The organism is Pseudomonas sp. AC169 (assembly GCF_979258515.1).
The window spans coordinates 3,868,241-3,894,993 of record NZ_OZ409866.1; the positions used below are offsets into that span (position 1 = coordinate 3,868,241).

The 26,753-nt window shown below is 58.5% G+C and carries 23 protein-coding genes; 14 read left to right on the forward strand and 9 right to left on the reverse strand.

The genetic code is table 11. The annotated features are described in order from the left end of the window. Nucleotides 1–48: 48 nt before the first annotated feature. On the reverse strand, nucleotides 49–1,857 hold the full coding sequence (locus ACZZ0G_RS17330; RefSeq protein WP_463556942.1) for a cation:proton antiporter: 1,809 nt from the start codon (nucleotides 1,855–1,857) through the stop codon (nucleotides 49–51). Between the two features lie 107 nt (nucleotides 1,858–1,964). On the opposite strand from ACZZ0G_RS17330, the gene xerD reads away from it, so the two are divergent. The 7 genes from xerD (at nucleotide 1,965) to ACZZ0G_RS17365 (ending at nucleotide 9,263) form a co-directional block, all read left to right on the forward strand. Then, nucleotides 1,965–2,861 (forward strand): site-specific tyrosine recombinase XerD, encoded by an 897-nt coding sequence (gene xerD / locus ACZZ0G_RS17335; RefSeq protein ID WP_463556943.1) that lies wholly within the window; start codon nucleotides 1,965–1,967, stop codon nucleotides 2,859–2,861. Nucleotides 2,862–3,116: 255 nt separating this feature from the next. Next, entirely contained in the window at nucleotides 3,117–3,848 is a 732-nt protein-coding gene (dsbC, locus tag ACZZ0G_RS17340) for a bifunctional protein-disulfide isomerase/oxidoreductase DsbC (protein WP_053117452.1), read from the forward strand. A 131-nt stretch (nucleotides 3,849–3,979) separates the two neighbouring features. Beyond that, on the forward strand, nucleotides 3,980–5,284 hold the full coding sequence (locus ACZZ0G_RS17345) for a homoserine dehydrogenase (RefSeq protein ID WP_463397555.1): 1,305 nt from the start codon (nucleotides 3,980–3,982) through the stop codon (nucleotides 5,282–5,284). A 105-nt stretch (nucleotides 5,285–5,389) separates the two neighbouring features. Next, on the forward strand, nucleotides 5,390–6,799 hold the full coding sequence (gene thrC, locus ACZZ0G_RS17350; protein ID WP_463556944.1) for a threonine synthase: 1,410 nt from the start codon (nucleotides 5,390–5,392) through the stop codon (nucleotides 6,797–6,799). A 120-nt stretch (nucleotides 6,800–6,919) separates the two neighbouring features. After that, nucleotides 6,920–8,293: a transporter substrate-binding domain-containing protein gene (locus tag ACZZ0G_RS17355; protein WP_463556945.1), complete on the forward strand. Its 1,374-nt coding sequence runs from the start codon at nucleotides 6,920–6,922 to the stop codon at nucleotides 8,291–8,293. Between the two features lie 116 nt (nucleotides 8,294–8,409). Beyond that, on the forward strand, nucleotides 8,410–8,817 hold the full coding sequence (locus tag ACZZ0G_RS17360; protein WP_463556946.1) for a response regulator: 408 nt from the start codon (nucleotides 8,410–8,412) through the stop codon (nucleotides 8,815–8,817). 164 nt (nucleotides 8,818–8,981) lie between these two features. Next, a complete protein-coding gene (locus ACZZ0G_RS17365) occupies nucleotides 8,982–9,263 on the forward strand; it encodes a DUF3509 domain-containing protein (protein WP_463556947.1) in 282 nt (93 codons plus the stop codon). A 176-nt stretch (nucleotides 9,264–9,439) separates the two neighbouring features. On the opposite strand, the gene ACZZ0G_RS17370 is transcribed toward ACZZ0G_RS17365, so the two are convergent. Together ACZZ0G_RS17370 and ACZZ0G_RS17375 are read right to left on the reverse strand one after the other, a co-directional pair. Beyond that, nucleotides 9,440–10,390, reverse strand: coding sequence for a TIGR02285 family protein (locus tag ACZZ0G_RS17370; protein ID WP_463556948.1), 951 nt, complete (start codon nucleotides 10,388–10,390; stop codon nucleotides 9,440–9,442). Continuing rightward, nucleotides 10,347–11,546 (reverse strand): CaiB/BaiF CoA transferase family protein, encoded by a 1,200-nt coding sequence (locus ACZZ0G_RS17375; RefSeq protein ID WP_463556949.1) that lies wholly within the window; start codon nucleotides 11,544–11,546, stop codon nucleotides 10,347–10,349. The genes ACZZ0G_RS17370 and ACZZ0G_RS17375 overlap by 44 nt, the downstream gene beginning before the upstream one ends. A 146-nt stretch (nucleotides 11,547–11,692) precedes the next feature. On the opposite strand from ACZZ0G_RS17375, the gene ACZZ0G_RS17380 reads away from it, so the two are divergent. The 3 genes from ACZZ0G_RS17380 (at nucleotide 11,693) to ACZZ0G_RS17390 (ending at nucleotide 15,392) form a co-directional block, all read left to right on the forward strand. Continuing rightward, nucleotides 11,693–12,235 carry a YaeQ family protein gene (locus tag ACZZ0G_RS17380; RefSeq protein ID WP_007908961.1) on the forward strand — a complete coding sequence of 181 codons (543 nt, stop codon included), beginning with the start codon at nucleotides 11,693–11,695 and terminating at the stop codon, nucleotides 12,233–12,235. A gap of 55 nt (nucleotides 12,236–12,290) precedes the next feature. Further along, the gene (gene recJ, locus ACZZ0G_RS17385; protein WP_463556950.1) at nucleotides 12,291–14,000 is read left to right on the forward strand and encodes a single-stranded-DNA-specific exonuclease RecJ; all 1,710 of its coding nucleotides are present in this window, start codon (nucleotides 12,291–12,293) and stop codon (nucleotides 13,998–14,000) included. A gap of 285 nt (nucleotides 14,001–14,285) precedes the next feature. Continuing rightward, a complete protein-coding gene (locus ACZZ0G_RS17390) occupies nucleotides 14,286–15,392 on the forward strand; it encodes an NADH:flavin oxidoreductase/NADH oxidase (RefSeq protein ID WP_137219481.1) in 1,107 nt (368 codons plus the stop codon). Between the two features lie 201 nt (nucleotides 15,393–15,593). On the opposite strand, the gene ACZZ0G_RS17395 is transcribed toward ACZZ0G_RS17390, so the two are convergent. Further along, complete coding sequence (locus tag ACZZ0G_RS17395) at nucleotides 15,594–17,222, reverse strand: glucan biosynthesis protein D (protein ID WP_034154835.1); 1,629 nt, start codon at nucleotides 17,220–17,222, stop codon at nucleotides 15,594–15,596. A 399-nt stretch (nucleotides 17,223–17,621) separates the two neighbouring features. On the opposite strand from ACZZ0G_RS17395, the gene ACZZ0G_RS17400 reads away from it, so the two are divergent. Next, a complete protein-coding gene (locus ACZZ0G_RS17400) occupies nucleotides 17,622–17,807 on the forward strand; it encodes a hypothetical protein (protein ID WP_007908956.1) in 186 nt (61 codons plus the stop codon). Nucleotides 17,808–17,856: 49 nt separating this feature from the next. On the opposite strand, the gene ACZZ0G_RS17405 is transcribed toward ACZZ0G_RS17400, so the two are convergent. Then, complete coding sequence (locus tag ACZZ0G_RS17405) at nucleotides 17,857–18,363, reverse strand: BRO-N domain-containing protein (protein ID WP_463556951.1); 507 nt, start codon at nucleotides 18,361–18,363, stop codon at nucleotides 17,857–17,859. A 442-nt stretch (nucleotides 18,364–18,805) separates the two neighbouring features. Between ACZZ0G_RS17405 and ACZZ0G_RS17410 the strand changes: the two genes are divergently transcribed. The 3 genes from ACZZ0G_RS17410 (at nucleotide 18,806) to ACZZ0G_RS17420 (ending at nucleotide 21,675) form a co-directional block, all read left to right on the forward strand. Continuing rightward, the gene (locus ACZZ0G_RS17410; protein ID WP_463558865.1) at nucleotides 18,806–20,059 is read left to right on the forward strand and encodes an AAA family ATPase; all 1,254 of its coding nucleotides are present in this window, start codon (nucleotides 18,806–18,808) and stop codon (nucleotides 20,057–20,059) included. Beyond that, a complete protein-coding gene (locus ACZZ0G_RS17415) occupies nucleotides 20,056–20,694 on the forward strand; it encodes an RloB family protein (protein WP_463556952.1) in 639 nt (212 codons plus the stop codon). The genes ACZZ0G_RS17410 and ACZZ0G_RS17415 overlap by 4 nt, the downstream gene beginning before the upstream one ends. Before the next feature lie 423 nt (nucleotides 20,695–21,117). Then, nucleotides 21,118–21,675, forward strand: a complete 558-nt coding sequence (locus tag ACZZ0G_RS17420; RefSeq protein WP_463556953.1) for a hypothetical protein — start codon at nucleotides 21,118–21,120, stop codon at nucleotides 21,673–21,675. A gap of 58 nt (nucleotides 21,676–21,733) precedes the next feature. On the opposite strand, the gene ACZZ0G_RS17425 is transcribed toward ACZZ0G_RS17420, so the two are convergent. From ACZZ0G_RS17425 to ACZZ0G_RS17440, 4 genes are all read right to left on the reverse strand, one after another. Further along, nucleotides 21,734–23,218, reverse strand: coding sequence for an APC family permease (locus tag ACZZ0G_RS17425; RefSeq protein WP_201227821.1), 1,485 nt, complete (start codon nucleotides 23,216–23,218; stop codon nucleotides 21,734–21,736). Between the two features lie 221 nt (nucleotides 23,219–23,439). After that, complete coding sequence (locus tag ACZZ0G_RS17430) at nucleotides 23,440–24,864, reverse strand: gamma-aminobutyraldehyde dehydrogenase (RefSeq protein ID WP_463556954.1); 1,425 nt, start codon at nucleotides 24,862–24,864, stop codon at nucleotides 23,440–23,442. A gap of 168 nt (nucleotides 24,865–25,032) precedes the next feature. Further along, nucleotides 25,033–25,842 carry an ABC transporter permease gene (locus ACZZ0G_RS17435; RefSeq protein WP_158955870.1) on the reverse strand — a complete coding sequence of 270 codons (810 nt, stop codon included), beginning with the start codon at nucleotides 25,840–25,842 and terminating at the stop codon, nucleotides 25,033–25,035. Further along, nucleotides 25,832–26,752 carry an ABC transporter permease gene (locus ACZZ0G_RS17440; RefSeq protein WP_400754107.1) on the reverse strand — a complete coding sequence of 307 codons (921 nt, stop codon included), beginning with the start codon at nucleotides 26,750–26,752 and terminating at the stop codon, nucleotides 25,832–25,834. The genes ACZZ0G_RS17435 and ACZZ0G_RS17440 overlap by 11 nt, the downstream gene beginning before the upstream one ends. Nucleotide 26,753 lies beyond the last annotated feature (1 nt).

Below are 26,753 nucleotides of genomic sequence, written 5' to 3' on the forward strand. Positions count from 1 at the left end.
TGGATTGCGGTCCCCTGTGGGAGCGAGCCTGCTCGCGAAGGCGTCACATCAGGGGCTGATGCTCTCAGGCTGAATCAACGCCAGCAGCGTCCACCCCGCCCCAGGCCTCACCGTAGTCTCGGGCGTCACCACATGCACCCAACCGCTGTCATCGCGCATGAACAACAACGTCGCACGATTTCCATGCAGCGCCTGGTAATCCTCCCAACCAAAGCCATCGGTCAACGTTGTGCTGTACAACTCGGCCCCTTGGCCCATCTGGCTGGCCAGCTTCGCGTAGGTGAACGCCTCGCTACCCAACTGATTGCCCCGATGTTCCAGGCTCGCGCGGTGCTTGTCGCTGCGTCGGCTTTCATGACCACTGGCCAGACCAAACAAACGCTGATGGCCGAAGTCGTGGCGAAAACGCATCGCCGCCAAGGTATTGAGTTCGCCCGACGGCGACAGCGCCAGCAAATGCCCCAGCCCGACCAGATCCAGATGCGCATCAGCATGCTGCGAAGCCGGATTGCCAAAGTACGTCGGTAAACCTTCCATACGCGCCGCACGAATATTCTCCCAACTCGAATCGGTCAGCAGCACCCGACTGCCCAGTTGTTGCAGCGACTTGCCCAGCTCCCGCGCGGGGCCGTTGGCGCCGACGATCAGGAAGCCACTCGGCGCAGGCTCCGCGACTTTCAGCAGTCGCGCCAACGGCCGTGCCGTCGCACTTTGCAGGACCACCGTGCCGATGATCACGGCAAAGGTCAGTGGCACCAGCAGCAGCGCGCCTTCATGTCCGGCTTCGTGCAGGCGAATCGCGAAAATCGCCGACACCGCCGCTGCGACGATCCCGCGTGGCGCAATCCAGCACAGCAACGCACGCTCCCGCCAGCTCAGGCTTGAGCCCGCCGTACTGAGCAGCACGTTCAGCGGCCGGGCGATCAATTGAATCACCAGCAGCAGAATCAGCACCAGCGGCCCCAGTCCGATCAACGCGTACAAATCCAGGCGCGCCGCCAACAAGATGAACAACCCGGAAATCAGCAGCACGCTGAGGTTTTCCTTGAAGTGCAGGATGTGCCGTACATCCACGCCCTTCATGTTCGCCAGCCACATGCCCATCAGCGTCACCGCCAGCAGGCCGGATTCATGCATCACTTCGTTGGCGGCTATGAAGATCCCCAGCACCGCCGCCAGCGAGGCGAGGTTATGCAGATACTCCGGCAGCCATTGTCGGCGGATCACTGTGCCGAGCAGCCAGCCACCGACAATGCCGAACACCGCGCCGCAGAGAATCACGCCGCCAAAGGTGAACAAGCTCTGCTTGAGACCATGCCCTTCGGCGCTGGCAATGATGAAGCTGTAAACCACCACAGCGAGGAGGGCGCCGATCGGGTCGATGACGATGCCTTCCCAGCGCAGAATGTTGGCGATCGAGGCTTTCGGTCGCACCACGCGCAGCATTGGTACGATCACCGTCGGGCCGGTGACCAGCGTCAGGCTGCCGAACAGGATGGCCAGCATCCAGTCGAAACCGAGCAGATAGTGGGTGGCGACCGCGATAACCACCCAGGTCGAGAGCGCGCCAATGGTCACCAGGCGATGAACGACGCTGCCGATTTCCTTCCACTCCGACAAGTGCAAGGTCAGGCTGCCCTCGAACAGAATCAGCGCTACCGCCAGTGACACCAGCGGCATCAACAGTGGGCCAAACATCTCCTGTGGATCGAGCCAGCCCAGCACCGGGCCGACCAGAATCCCCGTCAACAACAGAAACAGAATCGCCGGCAGCTTCAGGCGCCAGGCCAGCCATTGGCAACCCAGCGCCGCCGCGCCGATCCCGCCAAATGCCAATAGAATTTGCTGCTCGTTCATTGATGCTCCTGTTCCTTGAAATAGCGGGCTATGAAAGACTAGCGCCCATTCCTACAGTTCACTCTACATTTGCGCGTCGGCCTCAAGGTCGCGTGTCTTGAGCGCCCATGCCTGCCATCGACCATCCACTGATTGACCAATTCCTCGACGCCTTATGGCTGGAGAAAGGCCTGTCCGATAACACCCGCGGCGCCTATCGCAGCGATCTGGCGCTGTTCAATGGCTGGTTGCAGGAGAAAAACCTTGAGCTGATCAACGCCGGTCGCGAACTGATCCTCGATCATCTGGCCTGGCGGCTGGAGCAGAACTACAAACCGCGCTCCACTGCCAGATTCCTCTCCGGGGTGCGTGGCTTTTATCGCTATTTGCTGCGGGAAAAGCTGATCAGTGTCGACCCGACGTTGCGCGTCGACATGCCGCAACTCGGTAGGCCGTTGCCTAAGTCCTTGTCGGAAGCCGACGTCGAGGCGCTGCTCAAGGCTCCGGATCTGAGCGAAGCCATCGGCCAGCGTGACCGCGCCATGCTTGAAGTGTTGTATGCCTGCGGTCTGCGGGTGACTGAACTGGTCAGCCTGACACTAGAGCAGGTCAATTTGCGCCAGGGCGTATTGCGGGTGATGGGTAAGGGTAGCAAGGAGCGGCTGGTGCCGATGGGCGAGGAGGCGATTGTCTGGGTCGAGCGTTATATGCGTGACGGTCGCGGCGAGCTGCTGGGTGGCCGGCCCAGTGATGTACTGTTCCCTAGCCAGCGAGGCGAACAGATGACTCGTCAGACGTTCTGGCACCGGATCAAGCATCAGGCCAAGGTCGCCGGGATCGGCAAGTCGCTGTCGCCGCACACCCTGCGTCACGCGTTTGCCACGCACTTGCTCAACCACGGCGCGGATTTGCGCGTGGTGCAGATGCTGCTCGGTCACAGCGACCTCTCTACTACGCAGATCTACACCCACGTCGCCCGCGCGCGTCTGCAAGAGCTGCACGCCAAACATCACCCGCGCGGCTGAACAAAAATTCCTGTGGGAGCGAGCCTGCTCGCGAAGACGGAGTGTCAGTCAGCGTACATTTAGCTGACACAACGCTTTCGCGAGCAGGCTCGCTCCCACATGGATCTGTGCAGTCCTGAAAGTGTGGCGACAGGCGCATTCGGCCACCGTGACCTTATGTGTTAGGCTTTGCCGGTTTGCACGATGGACGGTTATGACCCGGTGTTCCGGCACGGGCGTTCTGATCGTTCCATTTGTCCGCCTTCAGGAGTTCTCATGCGTCTGACCCAGATTTTCGCCGCCGCAGCCATTGCGTTGGTCAGTACCTTTGCCGTCGCCGACGACGCGGCCGACAAAGCCATTCGTCAAAGCCTGGAAAAGCTCGAACTCGAGGTTCCGGTAGAAAGCATCAATGCCAGCCCGCTGCCAGGCATGTACGAAGTCAAACTCAAAGGCAGCCGCGTTCTATACGCCAGCGCCGACGGCCAGTACATCGTTCAGGGCTACCTGTTCCAGCTCAAGGACGGCAAACCGGTCAACCTGACCGAGAAAACCGAACGCCTGGGCGTCTCCAAACTGGTTAACGCCATTCCGGTTGCCGAAACCGTGGTCTACCCGGCCATCGGCGAAACCAAATCGCACATCACCGTGTTCACCGACACCACCTGCCCGTACTGCCACAAGCTGCACGCCGAAGTGCCTGAGCTGAACAAGCGCGGCATCGAAGTGCGCTATGTTGCGTTCCCGCGTCAGGGCCTCGGTTCGCCGGGTGACGAGCAACTGCAAGCCGTGTGGTGCTCGAAAGACAAGAAAGCTGCCATGGACAAAATGGTCGATGGCAAGGAAATCAAGGCCGCCAAGTGCGAGAACCCGGTTTCCAAGCAGTTCGCTCTGGGTCAGTCGATTGGCGTGAACGGTACACCGGCCATCGTTTTGGCCGACGGACAAGTCATTCCGGGCTACCAGCCTGCGCCACAAGTCGCCAAACTGGCGCTGGGCGCGAAGTAATTCGCATCGTCACGGGCAGCCGCTGACGATCATGGTCCGGCAGCAACATTGCCGGGCCATCAATAGAGAGCCGCGAGCACGCGGTTGTTTTCCGGCCGACCCAGCGTCGGCCGTTTTATGGGGAGTTCACAGTGAATCCGGTCAAAGTAGGCATCTGTGGGTTAGGGACCGTCGGTGGCGGTACCTTCAACGTACTTCAGCGCAACGCCGAGGAAATTGCTCGTCGTGCCGGGCGTGGAATCGAAGTGGCACAAATTGCCATGCGCACGCCAAAGCCTCAGTTCCAGACGACCGGTATTGCGATTACCAACGATGTCTTCGAAGTGGCCACGAACCCTGAGATCGACATCGTCATAGAGCTGATGGGCGGCTACACCGTTGCCCGCGAGCTGGTACTCAAGGCCATCGAGAATGGCAAGCATGTGGTCACCGCGAACAAGGCTCTGATTGCCGTTCACGGTAATGAAATCTTCGCTAAGGCACGCGAGAAAGGCGTGATCGTGGCGTTCGAAGCGGCTGTGGCCGGTGGCATTCCGGTGATTAAGGCGATCCGTGAAGGCCTGTCCGCCAACCGCATCAACTGGGTCGCCGGCATCATCAACGGCACCGGTAACTTCATCCTCACCGAAATGCGCGAGAAGGGCCGTACCTTTGAAGACGTGCTGGCCGAAGCTCAGGCACTGGGTTACGCCGAAGCCGATCCGACCTTCGACGTTGAAGGTATCGACGCCGCGCACAAGCTGACGATTCTGGCCTCCATCGCGTTCGGCATTCCGCTGCAATTCGACAAGGCTTACACCGAAGGCATCACCAAGCTGACCACCGCCGACGTGAATTACGCCGAAGCGCTGGGCTATCGCATCAAGCACCTCGGTGTGGCGCGCAGCACAGACGCCGGCATCGAGTTGCGCGTACACCCGACGCTGATCCCGGCTGATCGTCTGATCGCCAACGTCAACGGCGTGATGAACGCGGTGATGGTCAACGGTGACGCCGCTGGTTCGACGCTGTTCTACGGTGCTGGCGCCGGCATGGAGCCAACCGCATCGTCGGTGATCGCCGACCTGGTCGACGTGGTTCGCGCCATGACGTCCGATCCGGAAAACCGCGTGCCGCACCTGGCCTTCCAGCCAGACTCGCTGTCGGCCCACCCGATCCTGCCGATCGAAGCCTGCGAAAGCGCGTACTACCTGCGCATTCAGGCCAAGGACCATCCGGGCGTGTTGGCTCAGGTGGCGAGCATCCTCTCGGAGCGCGGCATCAACATCGAGTCGATCATGCAGAAGGAAGTCGAGGAACACGACGGTCTGGTACCGATGATCCTGCTGACCCACCGTGTCGTGGAACAGCGCATCAACGATGCCATCGCCGCCCTCGAAGCGCTGGCCGGCGTCAATGGTCCAGTCGTACGGATCCGCGTCGAGCACTTGAATTAACAGCAGCGGCAAGTTTCCAGCTTCAAGCTGCAAGTAAAAGCAGAGTCGCTTTTCACTTGTAGCTTGCAGCTCACAGCTTGTAGCTCAAACCGAAGGTTTGCCCTTATGCGATATATCAGTACCCGCGGCCAGGCACCGGCCCTGAATTTCGAAGACGTCCTGCTGGCTGGTCTGGCGACCGACGGCGGTCTGTACGTTCCGGAAAACCTGCCACATTTCACTCAGGAAGAAATCGCTTCCTGGGCCGGCCTGCCGTATCACGAACTGGCCTTTCGGGTGATGCGCCCGTTCGTCACCGGCAGCATCCCGGATGCCGATTTCAAAAAGATTCTTGAAGAAACCTACGGTGTGTTCGCCCACAGCGCCGTCGCGCCGCTGCGTCAGCTGAACGGCAACGAATGGGTGCTGGAGCTGTTTCACGGCCCGACCCTGGCGTTCAAGGACTTCGCCCTGCAACTGCTCGGTCGTTTGCTCGATTACGTGCTGGAAAAGCGCGGCGAGCGCGTGGTGATCGTCGGTGCCACCTCCGGTGATACCGGTTCGGCCGCCATTGAAGGCTGCAAGCATTGCGAAAACGTCGACATCTTCATCCTGCACCCGCACAAACGTGTGTCCGAAGTGCAGCGTCGCCAGATGACCACGATTTTCGGCGAGAATATCCACAACATCGCCATCGAAGGCAACTTCGATGACTGCCAGGAAATGGTCAAGAACAGCTTCGCTGACCAGAGCTTCCTCAAAGGCACGCGTCTGGTGGCTGTTAACTCGATCAACTGGGCGCGGATCATGGCCCAGATCGTTTACTACTTCCATGCGTCCCTGCAGTTGGGCGGCCCGGCGCGTTCGGTGTCGTTCTCGGTGCCGACCGGCAACTTCGGCGACATCTTCGCCGGTTACCTGGCGCGCAACATGGGCCTGCCGATCAACCAGTTGATCGTCGCCACCAACCGCAACGACATCCTGCACCGCTTTATGAGCGGCAATCAGTACGTCAAGGAAACCCTGCACGCCACGCTGTCGCCATCGATGGACATCATGGTCTCGTCGAACTTCGAACGCCTGCTGTTCGACCTGCACGGTCGCAACGGCGCGGCGATTGCCGGTTTGATGGATTCGTTCAAGCAGGGCGGCGGTTTCAGCGTCGAGCAAGAGCGCTGGACCGAAGCGCGCAAACTGTTCGACTCGCTGGCCGTAGACGATGCGCAAACTTGCGAAACCATCGCCGAAGTCTACGAGCAGACCGGTGAAGTGCTGGATCCGCACACCGCGATCGGCGTCAAGGCTGCACGCGAATGCCGACGCAGCCTCGACATCCCGATGGTGATCCTCGGCACCGCGCATCCGGTGAAATTCCCGGATGCAGTGGAGAAAGCCGGTGTAGGAAAAGCGCTCGAGCTACCTGCACATCTTTCTGATTTGTTTGAGCGAAACGAGCGTTGCACCGTTCTGCCAAACGAGCTGAAAGCCGTGCAAGCCTTTGTCAGCCAGCATGGCAACCGCGGCAAGCCGCTTTAAGCCCGTAAAAGCTGTCACATTTTGAAGCCCGTCTCCTGACGGGCTTTTTTGTTTCTGCTGCCACACTGCTCGGGTTTTCACCCACGAAGGACGGGTGAGTCGATCACGAAGGAAGTGGCAATGCTGTTTTATAGAGGTTTGAAACCGGCACTGGTTGGGGTGTTCTTGTTCGGATTACTGGGGCTGATGCGCTGCAGTGTGGCAGCGCAACTGGCGCTGCACGACGATGCCGTGATGTCCAAAGTCCAGCCCATCAAACTGGCCGCACACGAGCGTCAATGGATTCGCGACAACCCCAAGGTGACGGTGACGTCGGTGCAATACCCGTTGTATCTGTTTCAGGACGAACACGGGCAATGGAGTGGCCTGAACAACGATGTACTCAAGCGCGTGACGGCGATGACCGGGTTGCAGTTCGTACATCAGGAGTCGTTTTCCACCGATCACATGCTCGAACGTCTCGAGAGTGGCGCGGCGGACATCAGTACGACCCTGGCCATGAGCGAGGAGCGCAAGGCGTTTCTGGATTACAGCCACGCATTTGGCGGCGCGGGCTGGGTATTCGTTGGCCGCGCTGACGCGCCCCGGCTGGACTCTTTCGAGCAATTGAGCAAACGGGTGCTGGTGCTGCCGGCCCGGCATGCGCTGGAAGACATGATCAGGCGTGACTTTCCCTCGATCGAGATTCGCTCGGTCAAGACTTACGCCGAGGCGCGGGCACTGGTCGAGAGCGGTGAAGCCTACGCCACCATCGAAAACGAAATCGGTGCACAGCTGTACCCCTTGGGGTTGCTCAAGGTGGGCGGTCTGGTCGAAGGCAAATGGGAGGCCGATAACCTCGCCGTGCGTAAAGGTATGCCGGTGCTGCTGAGTATCCTCAACAAGGCCCTGGAGGCATTTCCCGCGGCCGAATTGCGCGCGATCCGTCTGAAATGGCTGGAAGGTATTGCGCCGGCGCCCGTGCCGTCAGTCTGGCAGCAGATGCTCGAATGGGGTTTCTGGGGCATGGGCGGGCTTGGTGTTTTCGGTCTGCTGTCGCTGATATGGAATCGGCGACTGACGGCCGTGATCAAACTGCGTCGCGCGGCGGAAAAGGATCTGGGCGATCAACTGGCGTTTCAGCACGCGCTGATCGACTCCATGCCCGACCCGGTGTTTGTCCGCGATCTGCAAGGACGGCTGATCATGTGCAATCGCAGTTATGAGGAGGCCTTGTCGATTCGACTGGACCAAGTGCTGGGGAAGTTGCTGATCGAGGTTGACGCGCTGCCGCAGGCTACAGCGCTGATGCTGCACGACGAATTCCTGGTGCAGTTGCGTACGCGCAAATCGCGCTTCAGCAAACGGCGCTTGCAGTTCAAGAGCGGCACCCGCGAGGTCTATCAGTGGACGGTGCCGTTTTACAGTGCTGACGGCAAATTGCGTGGTCTTTTGGGCGGCTGGACCGACATCACTCAGCGTCGCACAGAGAGCGGGTGCCGATGTCTGCAATGAAGATGGGAAATGTCCTATACGACGCGGCTACTTTTCCGATGGGAGGCTTAGGACGGCTGCCCTAGAGTGACAACAACTGCGGTGAGAGTCCGCGATTGTCGCTTCAGAGGTCGCTTATGCGCTCGCTTAAAGTCCTGATACTTGAACCCAATCCGTTCCAGCTGATGGCATTGCATCAAATGCTCAATGCCATTGGCATCTATGACGTGCTGACGGCGCCGTCGCTGGCTTCTGCGCTGTCTTCGCTGGGCCATCGCGGCGCGGTCGACATCGCCATTTGCGATCCGCAACTCAAGGGCGGCGATGGCCTGGCGCTGATTCATCATCTGGCGACTCGGCATGAGGCGCGTGCGCTGATCCTGCTGGGGGCGGTCGCGCCAAGTCTGCTGAACGATCTTGAACCCTTGCTGTGCGAGCACCGCGTGCGGCTGTTGGGGCGCCTGCAAACCCCGGTGTCGGCGGTACTGATGCGCGGTTTGCTCGACAGTTACCTGAGCACCGCTTCGCCCCCGCTCCAGGTTTGAAGGGGACGGTTGTTTTTCTGTCATCTTCGCCGTGCATGCTCTGACAGACCGGTGACTCCGGGAGCGGAGCGATCGGTATGCAGAACTTTCTTCTCGGGCCGGTGGTCATTTATTGTGAACACGCCCCAGGCACACAGTTTTCGGACTATTGAGTGGAGATCGAGATGGAAAGTATCAGTCTATTGCTCGGTGAGGCTCTGAGCCCGTATCAGGTTTCGTTGTCTCCAAACGGTTCCCATGGCGAATGCCTGGTGACCTTGAAGAACAGTCACGGCGCCATTGTGGTGGAGCGCGAATTCAATCAGGCGCAACTGACCGACAAGCGCCAGTTGACCGATGTCGTTGACGGTTTGCACCGCGACGTTCTGATTGCGGAAGGACGGCTGGAACCCTGTGTGATCGCGGCATTGCGCAACGCTGCACTGGAAAAGCGTGCGCCGCTGTAAAGATGAAATGTTTTTTGTGGGAACCTTCCTGCATCCCTGTCAGTCAGACCCCATAACAGCAGGATCAAGCATTGTGCTCCGGTGCTTGTCGCTTGCTGCTACGGGTCTTTATGTAGGCCACGTTTAACCCCGAGTCGTCTCCCCACTTCTCGGGGTTTCTTTTGTCTGCGATTTACTTACTGCGTGGCTTGATGTTCGAAGAACGCGCGAGCCTCTTGCAGATAATCCGCTTGTCGTTCCGGGTCCAGCCATGCGGCATAGAGCTGATTGAGATGTTCGTGGGGCAGGGTGCGCAGCAGTTGGTTGATTTCGCTGATGGCCTGGCGCCCCTGGGTGGTGTCGGAGCACGCCACGTAGCCTGAGAGATATTTTCCCGTGCCGCGAATCGGATAAAACTCCAGTTCATCCTCGGCAATCTGCGCCTGCCTGGCCTGATAGCGGATTTCCGGCCAGTAACCCAGCACCACCTGCAACCGGCCCAGACGCTGCATCGACAGCAGATTGGTCAGCGCGTCGTTGCCGTAATGGGGAGTCAATGCGCCACTGGGCGCCTGATGCAGGATATTGTCGATAAATTCGCCATAACTGCGCTCAGCGACCACGCCGACTTTTCGGTCGGTGGCGGTCAGCAATGCCGACAGATCGACTTCGCCGTCCACCAGATACGGATCAAGCACCGCGCGATCCTGCTGGCGAACCACCAAGCCATTGCTTACGGCGCGGATCGCCGGAATCGAATACGCGACCCACTGCGCGCGTTCCTTGTTCCACAGCAGTGCGGGGTCACAGGCAAACGGGTTTTCATGGAGCATTTGCAGACCGCGGGCGCGATTGACCCGCATTAGTGTGTGTTCATATTGCGGCATGCCGGCGATCAGCAACGGCATCAGTTGATCAATCACACCCTGGCCCTTTTTCGGGCCTTCGAAAATGGTCAGTGGCGGCAAGTCGCGCAGCAGCCATATCAGTGTCGGTTTCGCTTGCGCTCCCGTCGACAGAGCGAGCAAAAACAACAGGCCGAACAGCCGCCACGTCCACCAGTGATGGGCGCGGTTGGCGTGCGATGGTAGCCGGCGTTTCAGATTAAATGGCTCCGTCTTCGCGCAGCTTGGCGATCTGTCTCTCATCGTAGCCAAGGTCGTGAAGTACCTGCGCATTGTGTTCACCCAGTTGCGGTCCGACCCATTCTGAACTGCCCGGTGTCTCAGAGAGTTTCGGCACGATGCCCGGCATCTTGAAGTCTTTGCCGTCAGGCAGTTTGGCGTGCAGGAACATCTCTCTGGCCAGATACTGCGGATCGTTGAACATGTCCTCGGCGCTGAAGATCCGGCTGGCCGGCACCTCGGCCTGATTGAGCAGGTCGAGCACGGTTTGCAGTGGCAACGAATTGACCCAGCGATCGATCACGCCGTACAACTCGTCGCGGCGATTGTCGCGCCCATCGTTGCTGGCCAGCGTCGGATCGTTGGCCAGATCTTCGCGGCCGATGATCAGCATGAAGCGTTTGAAGATCGCGTCGCCATTGGCGCCGATCTGCACGTGTTTGCCGTCGGCGCTGGTGTGAATAGAAGAGGGCGTGATGCCCGGCATGATGTTGCCGGTGCGCTCGCGGATAAAACCGAACACGTCGAACTCCGGCACCATGCTTTCCATCATCGCGAAAATAGCTTCGTACAACGCCACATCGACAACCTGACCTGTACCGCCGTTGACTTCGCGATGACGCAGCGCCATCAGCGCACCAATCACGCCCCACAGCGCGGCAATCGAATCGCCGATGGAAATCCCGGTGCGCACCGGTGGCCGATCCTCGAAACCGGTGATGTAGCGCAGACCGCCCATGGACTCACCCACCGCGCCGAAGCCCGGCTGATCTTTCATCGGCCCGGTCTGACCAAAACCGGACAGGCGCACCATCACCAGTTTCGGGTTCAAGGCGTGCAGGGTTTCCCAGCTCAGGCCAAGCTTTTCCAGGACGCCGGGGCGGAAGTTCTCGATGAGGATGTCGGCTTCACTGAGCAGTTTTTTCAGGATCGCCAGACCGTCAGGGTGTTTGAGGTTCAGCGTCAGCGATTTCTTGTTGCGCGCCTGGACGAACCACCACAAGGACGTGCCTTCGTACAGTTTTCGCCATTTACGCAAAGGATCACCGCCGTCCGGCGATTCGATCTTGATCACTTCGGCGCCGAACTCGCCGCAAATACGCGAGGCAAACGGCCCGGCAATCAATGTACCCAATTCAATGACTTTCAGACCCGAGAGCGGTTTGCTGGTGAACGGCATGCGAAATCCTGTAGGACGAGGCTGGGCGGATACAGCGTTTTAACATAGCCGGCTGTCAGACGCCGCAGCTTGATCGCCATCAATTCGATGATTGCCTACCGCATCGGTTAGACTTGCCGACTTTCCTCGTATCAAGAAGCCCGTTCATGGCCCAGCCGTCCACTACCTACAAATTTGAACTGAACCTCACCGACCTCGACCGCAGCGTCTACGAGAGCGTCAAGCAGACCATCGCCCGTCACCCTTCGGAAACCGAAGAGCGCATGACCGTGCGACTGCTGGCCTACGCGCTCTGGTACAACGAGCAGTTGTCGTTCGGCCGTGGTCTGTCAGACGTGGATGAACCTGCGCTGTGGGAAAAGAGCCTGGATGACCGTGTTCTGCATTGGATTGAAGTCGGCCAGCCTGACGCCGATCGCCTGACTTGGTGCTCGCGTCGTACCGAGCGCACCAGCCTGCTGGCGTATGGCAGTCTGCGTGTCTGGGAAACCAAAGTGATCCCGGCGATCAAGAATCTGAAGAACGTCAACATCGCCGCCGTGCCGCAAGAAGTGCTGGAAACCCTGGCCAAGGACATGCCCCGCGTTATCAAGTGGGACGTGATGATCAGCGAAGGGACGATCTTCGTCACCGACGACCGTGGTCAGCACGAAGTCCAGTTGCAATGGCTGCAAGGTGAGCGCGGCTGATCCTGCGCCTTCAACTGATTAATCCCACGTATTAAAGAGAAGTCTCCGTCACCCCATGCGTATCGAACCTCGTCAACTGCCCGAAACTCTGCCTTTTCTCGGTGATATCCCACCGCTGCTGACCCGCTTGTATGCGGCTCGGGGCGTGCAGTCCGAGGCGGAGCTGGACAAGAGTCTGGCGCGGTTGATCCCGTTCCAGCAGCTCAAGGGCATCGATGCGGCTGTGGATCTTTTGGTGACGGCGCTGGAACAACGCCAGCGCATCCTCATCGTCGGCGACTTCGATGCGGACGGTGCGACGGCCAGTACGGTCGGCATGCTTGGCTTGCGTTTGTTGGGGGCGGCGCATGTCGATTATCTGGTGCCGAATCGCTTTGAATATGGCTATGGCCTGACCCCGGAAATCGTTGAAGTCGCTTTGACTCGCGAGCCGCATTTGCTGGTCACCGTCGACAACGGCATCTCCAGCGTCGAAGGTGTGGCGGCGGCGAAAAAGGCTGGGCTCAAAGTGCTGATCACCGACCACCACTTGCCCGGCGATGAACTGCCGCAGGCCGATGCGCTGGTCAACCCGAATCAGCCGGGTTGTGAGTTCCCGAGCAAGGCGCTGGCCGGCGTCGGGGTGATTTTCTACGTGTTGATGGCGTTGCGCGCGCGTTTGCGTAGCCTCGGCTGGTACGAGAGCAAGCCGCAACCGAACATCGGTGAACTGCTTGATCTGGTAGCGCTGGGCAGCGTTGCCGACGTGGTGCCGCTCGATGCCAACAATCGGATTCTGGTGCATCAAGGCCTTGAGCGAATTCGCGCCGGCCGCGCACGGCCGGGGATCAAAGCGATCCTTGAAGTGGCCAAGCGTGACGCCACCCGCATCACCTCCACGGATCTGGGGTTTATTGTCGGCCCGCGCCTGAACGCCGCCGGTCGACTGGACGACATGAGCCTGGGCATCGAATGCCTGCTCACCGCCGACGCCAATCTGGCCCGGGAAATGGCCGCGCAACTGGACGGCATGAACCAGGATCGAAAATCCATTGAGCAGGGCATGCAGCGCGAAGCGCTGGCGCAGCTCAAGGACCTGCCAGTGGAGTCGATGCCGTTTGGTTTGTGCCTGTTCGATCCGGAATGGCACCAAGGCGTGATCGGTATCCTCGCATCGCGCATGAAAGAACGTTATTTCCGACCGACCATTGCCTTTGCCGATGCCGGTGATGGCTTGCTCAAGGGCTCGGGCCGCTCTGTTCAGGGCTTCCATATCCGTGATGCCCTGAGTGTGGTCGCGGCCCAGCATCCAAACCTGATTGCCAAGTACGGTGGCCACGCAATGGCGGCCGGACTGACCTTACCGCAGGAGAATTTTTCGCTGTTCGCCGAGGCATTCGACGCTGAAGTGCGTAGGCAACTTCGCGAAGAAGACCTGACCGGGCGCATGCTCTCGGACGGCACGCTGGCGGTGGAAGAATTTCACCTCGAACTGGCCCGCGCCCTGCGTCATGCCGGGCCTTGGGGGCAGCACTTCCCGGAGCCGCTGTTTCATGGTGTGTTTCAGTTGGTTGAGCAGCGCGTGGTTGGCGAGCGGCATCTGAAAGTGGTGCTGAAGAGCGAATGCGGCTCGGTGAAGCTGGATGGCATCGCCTTTGGCATTGACCGCGATATCTGGCCGAATCCGACGATTCAGTGGGTTGAGCTGGCTTATAAGCTCGACGTGAATGAGTTTCGCGGGAATGAGACGGTACAACTGATGATTGCCCATATCGAACCGCGCTGACGCCTTCGCGAGCAGGCTCGCTCCCACATTCTGGAATGCATATCCCTGTGGGAGCGACGGTGCGACGATCCGACCCGCTCGCGAAAGCGTCCTTTCACACACTGAATCACTCTGAACCCTCCCTCATCCGCGGTTGTCGACTAGGCTCTAAGCACTGCTTGATTGGCCTTGTGACGTCTTGTCGAATTTTTTGCCCGCGGGGGCGGGTGCTGCACCTTTTTCATGTCACTCGTCGACTATTCAAACAGAACCCTGGAGCCTGCCCACTGATTTGAGAGGTGCCCCATGAGTCTGCTGCTTGAACCCTTCACCCTCCGCCAACTGACCTTGCCCAACCGCATCGCCGTGTCACCGATGTGCCAGTACTCCAGTGTCGACGGCCTGGCCAACGACTGGCACCTGGTGCATCTCGGCAGCCGCGCGGTGGGTGGCGCTGGCCTGGTATTCACTGAAGCCACGGCAATCACGGCCGACGGGCGGATCACCGCCGAAGACCTGGGCCTGTGGAACGACGAACAGATCGAACCGTTGCAGCGCATTACCCGATTCATCACGTCCCAAGGCGCTGTTGCCGGTATTCAACTGGCCCACGCCGGACGCAAGGCCAGCACCCATCGGCCGTGGATCGGCAAGCACGGCAGCGTTAAACCCGATGATGGCGGCTGGACCCCGGTCGGGCCTTCGCCGATTGCTTTCGATCCGCAACACACGCAACCGAAACAGCTTGATGAGGGGCAAATCGCCGATGTCATTCAGGCGTTTGTCGATGCCGCCAAACGCGCGCTGAAGGCTGGTTTCAGTGTGGTTGAGGTGCACGCGGCGCATGGTTACCTGCTGCATCAGTTTCTCTCGCCGCTTAGCAATCAGCGCCGCGATCAATACGGTGGTTCGTTTGAAAATCGTATTCGTCTGGTGCTGCAAGTGACTGAGGCGGTGAGGGCGGTCTGGCCGGAGGAATTGCCGGTGTTTGTTCGCGTGTCGGCCACTGACTGGGTGGAAGACGGCTGGAACCCGGATGAAACCGTGGAACTGGCACGACGGCTGCACACGCTTGGCGCGGATCTTATTGATGTGTCTTCGGGTGGCACCGCAGCGAATGCCGAGATTCCAGTGGGGCCGGGCTACCAGACGCGCTTCGCCGAACGTGTGCGCAAGGAGTCAGGCATCGCCACCGGCACTGTGGGAATGATTACCGAGCCGGCGCAGGCCGAGCACATTCTGCGCACCTGTCAGGCCGACATCATCTTCCTCGCCCGCGAGCTGCTGCGTGATCCGTACTGGCCGCTGCATGCCGACGATGATCTGGGTGGGCGCAAAGCGGTGTGGCCGGCGCAGTATCAGCGTGCGACGCATCGGGATCAGCCGATTCATGAGTCTGATTTGCGCGATTAAGTCAGTCGAGATAAAGCAAAAAGCCCCGGTCAGTGATGGCCGGGGCTTTTTTCGTCTGGTTGTTCTTTGTTGCCATGCTGGCGCCATCGCTGGCAAGCCAGCTCCCACAGGTTTGGTGGCGTACGCAAAATTTGTGCTCGACACCATTCACTGTGGGAGCTGGCTTGCCAGCGATGAGGCCTGTGCAGGCGCCTCAAATCATCAAGGGTATTTACGCTTATCCGGCGCCGGCGGGAAATACTGGTACAACCAAGTCTCGCTCAACGTGCGGTCATTGGTGCGGATAAACAACCGCAGCTCCACCGGCTCCACGCTGTCATTGGTCGGGTACCAGTCAAACAGAATCCGGTAACCCTTGATGTCATCCAGCACCAGCACGCTGAAATCCTGCACCTTGCCGTTCGAGCACGTCACCACCGGCTCGATCCCGGTACCCTGCGGCAGCCGATCCAGACCTCCACCGGTGAAGTCCACGGCAAATCGACGCGCCCACACTGGCGGGTAATGCTCGCCCGGTGCCCAGCCCTCAACGAAACCGCCCATGCCGGAACGGGTCGCGTGTACGCGGGCCAACGGCGTGCCCACCGGCGGCAGAGCGCTCCAGTAAAGCTTGTAGCCATAGTTCAGCGAGTCGCCAGCAGCCACCGGTTTTTTCGGTGTCCAGAACGCCACGATGTTATCGAGGGTCTCGCCGGTTGTAGGAATTTCCAGCAGATCGATAGAGCCTTCGCCCCACGCGGTGGTCGGTTCTACCCACAGGCTCGGGCGTTTGCTGTACCAGTCGACGGTGTCCTGATAGTTGGCGAATTCATGGTCGGTCTGCACCAGACCGAAGCCTTTCGGATCGGTGTCGGCAAACGCATTGAATTGCAGGGTCGCCGGGTTGTTCAGCGGACGGCAGATCCACTCGCCGTTGCCGCGCCACATCGCCAGACGATCCGAGTCGTGGATCTGCGGGTGGATGGTGTCGCACATGCGGCGCTCGTGGGTGCCGCAACTGAACATACTGGTCATCGGCGAGATGCCCAATTGCTCGATCGCCGTGCGCGCATTGATGTGCGCATCGACTTCCATCACCACGCGCTCGGCCTGGCAATCGATGTCGAAACGGTAAGCGCCAGTGGCACTCGGCGAGTCGAGCAGGGCATACACCACAAATCGGGTGGCGTTCTTGTCCGGTGTCTCGAACCAGAACTTGGTGAAGTCAGGGAATTCTTCGCGTTTTTTCGCGTACGTGTCGATCGCCAGGCCGCGCGCCGAGAGGCCATATTGGCCAGTGGCGTCTACCGCACGGAAATAGCTGGCGCCGAGGAACGACAACACATCGTGACGATCCAGCTCCGGCGCTTTGAACAGCTTGAAGCCGGCAAAACCGAGGTCACCCTTGAGCTGCTGGGTGTCGACTGAAGTGTTTTCATAGTTGAACAGTGCGGGGCGGAAATGCACTTCGCGGGCAGTGCGCGTCTTGGCGTCGACGCTGTACATGCGCACCGGCTGACGGAACCCCATGCCGACGTGGAAGAACTGCACGTCCAGTTGGCCCTTGTTCTCCTTCCACAGCGAATGCTCGCCGTCGTAGCGGATCGCGTTGAAGTTCTGCGGGGTCATGGTCGCCAGGGTTGGCGGCAGCACCTGTTTGGTGTCCTGATAGGCGCTGCCAGCCAGTTGCTTGGCCTGGCGCTTCAGCGCTTCGAAGTCGAAGGCCTGCGCCTCGCCATCGGCGGCGCCGCCATTGGCCGCCCACGCACGGCTGGCCAGCAGGCCAGTGGCCGAAAGACCGGTGTAAGCCGCAATGGCCATGGACGCTTTGAGCAAATTCCTGCGGTGCATAAATACAACCTGTCGTGTGCAATCCCGCGCCGTTCCTGGCACGTGCTGGATCAGAAATAACGGTTCGGACAAGCCTTCGGCCAAACGCAACGGACTATTAACAGATGCCCGCTAGCTTAAACGGTTCGCTCGCAATGCAAAATTCGTTGATTCACCGCGCCAGTGTGTCAATGAAACAAGACATGTCGGTTAAAAATCTTACGGGGCTTTCTGATTTACACGGCATATCTGCTTTTTTCGACTAATTACTCTAAAAACCGCTTTTCAGCGCCGATTTAATTTCTATTCTATGGGCATGACCGGCGCGACCATTTAGCCGGCAGGGCACACGGCGCTGCTGTAAGGGGCAGGGCGATGTGGTGGTTTAGCAATTCTTTGAAGTATTGAAGGACATCGTCCATGGCAAAAATACAAGGGATCACCGACATGCTGGGCATCTTTCCCTGCCTCGGCAGCGGCCGCAAAAGGCGTCGGCTCAGCTCTGACGAAGTGAAGCTGGTTGAGCGATATCGGGAGCTTTCGGAGAATGACCGGATTGCGATGCGGTATCTGGTAGATGCGATGCGGAGTGTTTCGCGGTTTTGAGTGGAAATAAAAAGGGGCGGACTGAAAGGTCCGCCCCTTTTTTATTGGATCAGCTACACGGTCCCAATACTGGATACGGCCGCTGGCCGTGCATCAATTCCGGCACATCCCGCCATTTGACCCACGCCTGCTGTTGCCAGTGCAGCAACGGCACGGTGACGCCCGCCCAATGCATCGAACTCAGGCTCGGGTGGTTTTCCACTGCGCTTGAATGGGTTTCGCGCAGCATCGGGATGACTTCATGGCACAGCCATTGGCGCAGGTGACGGTTTTCCGGGACGAAGTGATGGACGAGCAGGGCGAACAGGCCGGACTCGCTGACCATCGCGCAATCGATGATTTCGCCGTCCCGACGTAGGAGGACATGGCGACGCTGGTCGGGATCGAGTTTCAGGGTGAGGCGTTCGTTCAGGGGGTAACCCATCAAGCGACCGAGATCTTGCACGCAGAACCAGGCTTCGTGGTCTTGCATGAAGGTGTGGAGGAAGCGGTTGTGGCGGGTGAAGATGGTGGGGGTGAAGTGCGTGGACGGTGGATTGTGGATTTGCGTAGACATGTAGTGACTTCCGGTTTGAGTAGGAAAGTCGCCATCGAACTCTTCGACAAGTTGGGTGGCGAACCGCGTGGCGTTCGAAGTCGGGATACTTCCCGTCAAACGCGGCAAAGCCGGAAGGCCCGCGCCACACGGCCCGCCATAAAGCAAAACTGAAGCTGCGAAACAGCCACAATTCAATAGAGGGCATGCAAGCACCGCGTTGACAGTTTCCGGCTTCGACCCCGGGTCGCTGAATTACCAGAGACGGGATAAAGCCTATCGGTCAGGCGCTTGCGGCGACAAGTCTACTCTGTCGACGCACAGCGTAGGAAACGGGGCTTTTTCAGGAAGGCTGTGTCTGTAGGAAATGCCTGTTTTTGCACTCGCTGCAGTCCGCCTGCATCTGAAGCCTGTTTTTTCGTTTATTCATGAAAACCCAAGCAATGAACTGCAGGTTTTCTTCATGTTGATCGAATTCTCGGTATCCAATTACCGCTCATTTCGGGACAGGCAAACCCTGTCCATGGCGGCGAGCTCTCGTCTGAGCAAAACACGCAATACGTTCAAAGCCTCCACCAGCGCAGAAAGGCTTCCGGAGCTGTTGAAGGTTGCAGCTATTTACGGTCCGAACGCCTCCGGAAAGTCTTCACTGATCCGCGCAATGGGCATCGTCGGACGCTTGCTAGCGACACCACATGGTTCAAATGACGAAGCGCTACCCGTTTCACCCTTCCGATTTGATTGCACTCTGAGCGATGCGCCCAGTGTCTTTGAGTACGACTTTATTCAGGGCGGACTGCGCTATCGGTTTGTCCTCGGGCTGACCGCGCAGAGGATTGTTCAGGAACAACTGACTGCTTACCCGAAAGGTAAGGAAACACTGCTTTATGACCGCCGGTTTGATGCTGAAGGTGAGCATTACTTGTTTGGTAAAACCCTTGAGGGCGGCAAGGAAGTGCATTGCGCCTGGCGTCGATTGACCAGTCCGACGATGCTGTTTATTGCACAAGCCGTCACTCATAGCAGCGAAGAGCTGAGTCAACTGCGCACTCCATTCAGTTGGTTTCAAACCGGTCTGCTAGTCATTGAACAAAACAACATGCTTGGCTTATCCACAGCCTCGATTCGCTTTCTGCAAATGGTGAAAAATCATACGAGCAACCTGCGCGATTTTCTCAGTGCGCTGGATATTCCTGTGTCTGCGATACAGCTCGACCCGGATGACGCCTCTGCAGACTTGAGCAACAGAAAACTGACCTTGAAGGAGTTCTTCGCGGCGGCTCAAAGGGACAAACTGACCCTCACGCATTCCAGCATTTCAGGCGATGCGCAGTTCGACTTCTCGGAGGAGTCTTGCGGAACCAAAAACCTGATTGGCTTCTGGTTACCCTGGTTTATGATGAATCAGGCCGGTGGCAGTGGAATCCTCTGCGTCGACGAACTGAATAGCAGTCTTCATCCCGAAATCGTCGCTGACTTGATCGCAAAGCATCTGGACAGTGGGTTGGATACCCAACTGATTTTCACGACACACGATACCCATCTGATGAATGAAAAGATTCTGCGGCGTGACCAGTTCTGGATTACAGAACGTGATGCTCATGGCGCCACGAGCTTGTTTTCCGTACACGATTTTGGAGGCCGGGAAAGCGAGGATGTCGAGAAGCGTTACTTCGAAGGGCGTTATCGCGGGCTGCCGCTGATAAGGCGGGGGTGAGGGTCGTGAGTTCGTTCAAATCGTTTGATCGCAAGGCTTCCCGCTTCAAACCGCAGCCTAAGGTGCTGGTGTTGTGTGAAGACAGTAAGTCAGGGAAACGTTATCTGGAGGAAGCCGCGTTTTATTTTAGGGCCAAGGCCCAGGTTGAGATCGTCCACTGCGGTGTTACACATCCAAGCGGCATTGTTGAACGAGCAGTCGTAAGGCAAAAAAGCTTCGATAAGGTGTTCTGTGTTTTGGATCGAGACACCCACATGTGCTTCGAGCGAGCGTTGAATGTGGCGAAGTCTTATCCAAAAATCCAAGTCATCGCATCTTATCCGTGCTTCGAGTTTTGGCTACTACTGCACTTTGGCTACAGTCGAAAACCGTTCAGCACAGCCGGGAAGAACTCTCCGGCTGATTTGGTGACCAAGAGCCTCAGAGCAAAACCCAGCATGGCTGACTACCAGAAAGGCAAAGACGTCAGCTACTTCGCTCAGCTACTCGGAAAGCCATTTCAGCAGGCAAGAGCGCTGGCCCCCAAAGTCCTTGAGGATGTCGCCCTCAGTGGCGAACACAACCCAAGCACTGAAATTCACCTATTGATGGATGAGTTCGAAGCCCTCTCAAAGCCCCAGCCGATTGGCACATAAACCCTCTCCGAGCCCCCCATTGGCCTGGCTCAGTAGCTGAGAGGAGACGTTGCTGGCAGGCGCTGGCTGAACCAAGGCCTTTCAGTCGCCATCCACTGTAGGAAACAAGATTTTTCCTTGAAGGTCACGCCTGTAGGAAATGCCTGTTTTTGCACTGGCGTCAGTGAAACCACCCCTAACCAGTATTTTTTCCGTTATTTGTTTGAATCTCGCGCATCGCTACAAATGCTCGGCCCTTGGTTTCCGGGCTCAAAGGATTGTTATGAATAGCGGAGAAATCACCACCGATGGGCGCTGGAATGTTTTGGTTGTAGATGATTTGTTTGATAGCGGGGCGTCCATGGACGCGGCCTGCGCTGTTTTGCGTAAACACCCGAAGGTAGGGGAAATTTACGTCGCAGCGCTAACTTGGAAGTGAACTCAATGACCACTGTATTTATTGCCGGCTCTATCAACATCAAGAACCTTGATCCGAAGGTTAAAGAGCGCATCAATAATATCGTAGCGTCAGATTTTGAGGTGGTGGTGGGTGATGCTGGGGGCGCCGATACCTCCATTCAGCAGCACCTGCTGAGTCTCGAACGATCCAAAACCACGGTGTTCTGCAGCGGTTCTGCTCCGAGGAATAACCTTGGACAGTGGCCCGCCAGAACAGTCGACTCCAAGCATTCCAAAGGGTCGAGAGCCTTCTTCACCGAAAAAGACGTTGTCATGGCCGAAGCGGCTGACTACGGTTTGATGATCTGGGATGCAAAGAGCACCGGCACGCTCAGCAACGTTATAGAACTGTTGTCGAGAAAGAAAAAGTCGCTTGTTTTCGTCAACAAGGAAAAGGAATTCAAAGTGGTCGGAGACGTCACTCAGCTCGAAGAATTGATTACTTTCATGTCCGATCATGCCAAGCAAAAAGCCAATGAAAAAATCAAACTGTTCGATCGTATTTCCTTGCTGAAACACGATCAGGCAGAGCTTTCCTTTTGATGGTTTTTCTCGGTTTCCCTGAACCCCGGCACCTTGTCGGTGCCGGGATCGCAGGCTCTTAGCGACTCACCTTCCACGCATCCCCAGCCGGCGCCTTGCCATGGTCATACGGCTTGCCAATCCACATATAAACCAGCCCCAAGCCAATCACGATCGCAGTACTCAACACCATCGCGTAGTTCACATACCACGCGGCATCCGGCGTACGTGGCCAGGCCATGTTGATGATTGCGCCGACGCCGTACACCAGCGCGCCGATGTTCACCGGCCAACCCCACGCGCCGAGGGTGAATTTGCCGCTGGGTTTCCAGCCTTTGCTGCGGGCGTACAGCGCGGCCAGCACGATCATCTGGAATGCGAGGTAGATGCCGATGGCGGCGAAGCTGACGATGGTGGCGACGGCGTCTTGCAGGAAGAAGCCGAGGGCGATGATCAGGGCCGGCAGGACGCCGGACACGAACAGTGCGGCAACCGGTACTTGGGTGGTAGGAGAAATCTTTTTCAGCAGTCGGCTGCCGATGACCATTTCATCGCGAGCGTAGGAGTACAGCAGACGGCTCGCCGCGGCTTGTAGGCTGATGACGCAGGAGATGAAGGAAATCATCACCACTCCCATCACCACTTTCGAACCGACCGGGCCGAAGGCGTTGTTGAGGATGGTGGTGACCGGGTCTTTGTCGGTGCCATTGATCACCGCTTGCATGTCCGGCACGGCGAGGATCAGCGCCAGGCAGGCGAACATCGCTGCGATGCCGCCGATGTAGATGGTCATGCGCATGGCCACCGGGATTTTCGCGCTCGGGTTCGGGGTTTCTTCGGCGACGTCGCCGCAGGCCTCGAAGCCGTAGTAAAGGAACATCCCCGCCAGCGATGCGGTGAGGAACGCCGGCAGGTAAGAGCCGTCGACGCTGATGTCGAAGGTGTTGAACAGCACGCTCAGCGGTTGATGGCGTTCGAACACCAACAAGTAAACGCCAACGATCACCGCGCCAACCAGTTCGCAGAGGAAGCCGAACATGGCGATGCGCGCCAGCACTTTGGTGCCGCTGAGGTTGACCAGCGTGGCGAACAAAGTCAGCACCAGGGCGATGACGATGTTGGTGTTGTTGCTTGGCTCAAAACCGAGCATGGCGGCCAGGTACGGGCCAGCGCCGACCGCAACGGCGGCGATGGTCACGCATAGGGCGATGGAGTAGATCCAGCCGACCATCCACGCCCATTTTTTACCGACCAATCGGCGTGCCCAAGGGTAAACACCGCCGGAAATCGGGAACTGCGAAACCACTTCGCCGAAGATCAGGCACACCAGCAACTGGCCGCAACCAACCAGCAAATAAGCCCAGAACATCGGTGGGCCGCCGGCGGCGAGGCACAGGCCGAAGAGGGTATAAACCCCTACGACCGGTGACAGATAAGTGAAGCCCAAAGCGAAGTTTTCCCACAGGCTCATGCTGCGGTTGAAGTTCGAGGTGTAGCCCAGTTGGCGCAGTTGTTCGGCATCGCTGTCGGCAACGGCTGTGGCGAGATCGGGTGAGGAACTCATGTGTGTTTGCTCCGTGAAATCGGCAGATTTCGGATGGCCGAGGCCGTGGCAGGGCCATGCAGGCGCCGCCCGGTTCGGTAGTTATTGTTTTGGGATCCAGGTGGTGCGTAGTGCCGGTTTCTTTCCTGAAACCGAGGTGACGCCTTCGCGAGCAGGCTCGCTCCCACATTTGGAATGCAGTTCCCTGTGGGAGCGAGCTTGCTCGCGAAGCTTTTAAAGGCTTAGTGCTTGAACATCACATGCCGAACCGTGGTGTAGTCCTCCAGTCCATACATGGACATATCCTTCCCGTAACCGGACAATTTCTGACCGCCATGGGGCATTTCGCTGACGAGCATGAAGTGCGTATTCACCCACGTGCAGCCGTACTGCAAGCGCGCCGACATACGGTGCGCGCGTCCTACATCCGCCGTCCACACGGAGGAGGCGAGGCCGTAGTCCGAATCGTTGGCCCATTCCAGCGCCTGCGCTTCATCGGTGAACTTGGTCACCGAAACCACCGGCCCAAACACTTCGCGGCGGACGATCTCGTCGTCCTGCTGCGCATCGGCTAGAACGGTTGGTTCAAAGAAAAACCCGTTGCCGTCGACTGCCTTGCCGCCAGTGATCAAACGAATGTGAGATTGAGCCACGGCTCGCTCGACAAACCCGGCAACACGGTCGCGATGTTGTGCAGTGATCAACGGCCCCAACTCGGTCGACGGATCATCCTGCAAGCCGTACTTGATGCTGCTGACCGCCGCGCCGAGCTTCTCGACGAACTTGTCGTAGATGCCTTGCTGCGCATAGATCCGGCACGCCGCCGTGCAATCCTGCCCGGCGTTGTAGAAACCGAAGGTACGAATACCTTCAACCGCCGCATCGATATCGGCGTCGTCGAAAATGATTACCGGCGCCTTGCCGCCCAGCTCCATGTGCATGCGTTTGACGCTGTCGGCGGTGCTGGAAATGATGTTGGCGCCCGTGGCGATGGAGCCGGTCAGCGAAACCATGCGCACTTTCGGATGCGTAACCAACGGACTGCCAACGCTAGGCCCACGGCCAAACACCAGATTGAGTACACCGGCCGGGAAGATTTCCGACGCCAGTTCGGCCAGACGCAACGCGGTCAGCGGGGTTTGTTCCGACGGCTTGAGCACCACGGTATTACCGGCAGCCAGCGCCGGGGCGATTTTCCAGGCGACCATCATCAGCGGGTAGTTCCACGGCGCGATGGAAGCGATCACGCCGACCGGGTCGCGACGGATCATCGAGGTGTGGCCGGGCAGGTATTCGCCAGCGGCCGAACCGCTCATGCAACGGCTGGCGCCGGCAAAGAAACGGAACACGTCGGCAATCGCCGGGATCTCGTCGTTGAGCGCGGCGCTGTAGGGTTTGCCGCAGTTATCGGATTCGAGTTTGGCCAGCTCTTCGCCGTGGGCTTCGATGGCGTCGGCGAGTTTGAGCAGCAACAGCGAGCGGTCTTTCGGCGCGGTTTGCGACCAGTCGGCGAAGGCGTTATCGGCGGCGCGCACGGCGGCATCGACCTGCGCTTCAGTGGCTTCATTGATCTCTACCAGCACTTCGCCAAGCGATGGATTGAGCACCGGTTGCGCCGGGCCTTCGCCGTTGACCAGTTGGCCGTTGATCAAGAGTTTGGTTTGCATCGTTCAGTCCTCTTCGAATCTATTATTTTTCTGCCGAAACCGGATTAAAAACTGTGGGAGCGAGCCTGCTCGCGAAAGCGGTGTATCAGTCGACATCAAAGTTGGATGTGACGGCCTCTTCGCGAGCAAGCTCGCTCCCACAGGGGAAAGTGGATATCGGTTAGATATTCATTTACCGCCGCTACCAGCGACGCTCTCGCCACCACGTGTCAGGTAATACGCGCCGAGAATCGGCAGCATGGTCACCATCATCACCAGCATCGCGACGACGTTGGTCACTGGCACATCCCGTGGCCGGCTCAGTTGGTTGAGCAGCCACAACGGCAACGTGCGTTCATGCCCGGCGGTGAACGTGGTAACGATGATTTCGTCGAACGACAGCGCAAACGCCAACATGCCGCCCGCCAGCAAGGCCGAACCGAGGTTCGGCAGGATGATGTAGCGAAACGTCTGCCAGCCATCGGCGCCGAGGTCCATCGAGGCCTCGATCAGACTGTGCGAAGTACGGCGCAGGCGGGCGATAACATTGTTGTAGACGATCACCACGCAGAAGGTCGCGTGGCCGACGATGATGGTGAACATCCCCGGCTCGATCCCCAGCGTTTTGAACGTCGCCAGCAGCGCGATCCCTGTGATGATCCCCGGCAACGCAATCGGCAAAATCAGCATCAGCGAAATACCCTGTTTCCCGAAGAAATCACGGCGATACAACGCTGCCGATGCGAGCGTGCCGAGCACCATCGCAATCAACGTGGCGATCGCTGCGATCTGTAGTGAGAGCTTGATCGACTCCAAAACATCCGGCCGCGAGAACGCCACACTGAACCAGTGCAACGTGAAGCCCTTCGGCGGAAAACTGAACGCGGCTTCCTCGGTGTTGAAGGCGTAAAGAAAGATGATCAGGATCGGGAAGTGCAAAAACACCAACCCGCCCCAGGCTGCGATCTTTAAGCCTAATGATGCTTTCTCAGAGCGCATCGAAGGCCCCCAGTCGTTTGACGATGGACAGGTAAACCGCGATCAACACAATCGGCACCAACGTAAACGCCGCTGCCATCGGCATGTTGCCGATCGCACCTTGCTGTGCGTACACCATGCTGCCGACGAAGTAGCCCGGCGGCCCGACCAGTTGCGGCACGATGAAGTCGCCCAGGGTCAGCGAAAACGTGAAGATCGAACCGGCGGCGATGCCAGGAATCGACAGCGGCAAAATCACCTGCATAAAGGTCTGACGCGGCTTGGCGCCAAGGTCAGCGGAGGCCTGCAACAGCGACGGCGGCAAGCGCTCCAGCGACGCCTGAATCGGCAAGATCATGAACGGCAGCCAGATATAAACGAACACCATGAACCGCCCCAGATGCGAGGTCGACAAGGTGCTGCCACCGACGCCGGGAATCCCCAGAATGAACTGCAACACCGGCTCCAATCCCAAATGCTGCACGAACCACTGCGCCACGCCGCCCTTGGCCAACAGCAATGTCCACGCATACGCTTTGACGATGTAACTGGCCCACATCGGCATCATCACCGCGATGTAGAAAAACGCCTTGGTCTTGCCTGTGGTGTAGCGCGCCATGTAGTAGGCGATCGGGAACGCGACGATAGCGCTGGCGATCGACACGACGATGGCCATGCTCAACGTGCGCAGGATGATGTCGAAGTTCGATGGCTGAAACAGCGCGGCAAAATTCGCCAGGGTCAGGTCAGGGGTGACCGCCATGGTGAAGTCGTCGAAGGTGTAGAAACCCTGCCACAACAGCACCAGCAACGAGCCGAGATAGATCGCGCCAAACCACAGCAGCGGCGGTACCAGCAGCATCGAAAGATATAGATTCGGCTTGCGGTAGAGCAGGTTGGAAAACCTGCGCAATGGCGGCGATGTTGTCATC

Coding starts and splice junctions, on each gene's coding strand:
- ACZZ0G_RS17420 (WP_463556953.1), top strand. CDS start 21,118: ATGACCACTGTATTTATTGCCGGCTCTATCAACATCAAGAACCTTGAT.
- ACZZ0G_RS17440 (WP_400754107.1), bottom strand. CDS start 26,752: ATGACAACATCGCCGCCATTGCGCAGGTTTTCCAACCTGCTCTACCGC.
- ACZZ0G_RS17375 (WP_463556949.1), bottom strand. CDS start 11,546: ATGCCGTTCACCAGCAAACCGCTCTCGGGTCTGAAAGTCATTGAATTG.
- ACZZ0G_RS17380 (WP_007908961.1), top strand. CDS start 11,693: ATGGCCCAGCCGTCCACTACCTACAAATTTGAACTGAACCTCACCGAC.
- ACZZ0G_RS17410 (WP_463558865.1), top strand. CDS start 18,806: ATGTTGATCGAATTCTCGGTATCCAATTACCGCTCATTTCGGGACAGG.
- ACZZ0G_RS17430 (WP_463556954.1), bottom strand. CDS start 24,864: ATGCAAACCAAACTCTTGATCAACGGCCAACTGGTCAACGGCGAAGGC.
- ACZZ0G_RS17390 (WP_137219481.1), top strand. CDS start 14,286: ATGAGTCTGCTGCTTGAACCCTTCACCCTCCGCCAACTGACCTTGCCC.
- thrC (WP_463556944.1), top strand. CDS start 5,390: ATGCGATATATCAGTACCCGCGGCCAGGCACCGGCCCTGAATTTCGAA.
- ACZZ0G_RS17435 (WP_158955870.1), bottom strand. CDS start 25,842: ATGCGCTCTGAGAAAGCATCATTAGGCTTAAAGATCGCAGCCTGGGGC.
- ACZZ0G_RS17330 (WP_463556942.1), bottom strand. CDS start 1,857: ATGAACGAGCAGCAAATTCTATTGGCATTTGGCGGGATCGGCGCGGCG.
- ACZZ0G_RS17400 (WP_007908956.1), top strand. CDS start 17,622: ATGGCAAAAATACAAGGGATCACCGACATGCTGGGCATCTTTCCCTGC.
- xerD (WP_463556943.1), top strand. CDS start 1,965: ATGCCTGCCATCGACCATCCACTGATTGACCAATTCCTCGACGCCTTA.
- ACZZ0G_RS17425 (WP_201227821.1), bottom strand. CDS start 23,218: ATGAGTTCCTCACCCGATCTCGCCACAGCCGTTGCCGACAGCGATGCC.
- ACZZ0G_RS17395 (WP_034154835.1), bottom strand. CDS start 17,222: ATGCACCGCAGGAATTTGCTCAAAGCGTCCATGGCCATTGCGGCTTAC.
- dsbC (WP_053117452.1), top strand. CDS start 3,117: ATGCGTCTGACCCAGATTTTCGCCGCCGCAGCCATTGCGTTGGTCAGT.
- ACZZ0G_RS17365 (WP_463556947.1), top strand. CDS start 8,982: ATGGAAAGTATCAGTCTATTGCTCGGTGAGGCTCTGAGCCCGTATCAG.
- ACZZ0G_RS17370 (WP_463556948.1), bottom strand. CDS start 10,390: ATGAGAGACAGATCGCCAAGCTGCGCGAAGACGGAGCCATTTAATCTG.
- ACZZ0G_RS17355 (WP_463556945.1), top strand. CDS start 6,920: ATGCTGTTTTATAGAGGTTTGAAACCGGCACTGGTTGGGGTGTTCTTG.
- ACZZ0G_RS17405 (WP_463556951.1), bottom strand. CDS start 18,363: ATGTCTACGCAAATCCACAATCCACCGTCCACGCACTTCACCCCCACC.
- recJ (WP_463556950.1), top strand. CDS start 12,291: ATGCGTATCGAACCTCGTCAACTGCCCGAAACTCTGCCTTTTCTCGGT.
- ACZZ0G_RS17360 (WP_463556946.1), top strand. CDS start 8,410: ATGCGCTCGCTTAAAGTCCTGATACTTGAACCCAATCCGTTCCAGCTG.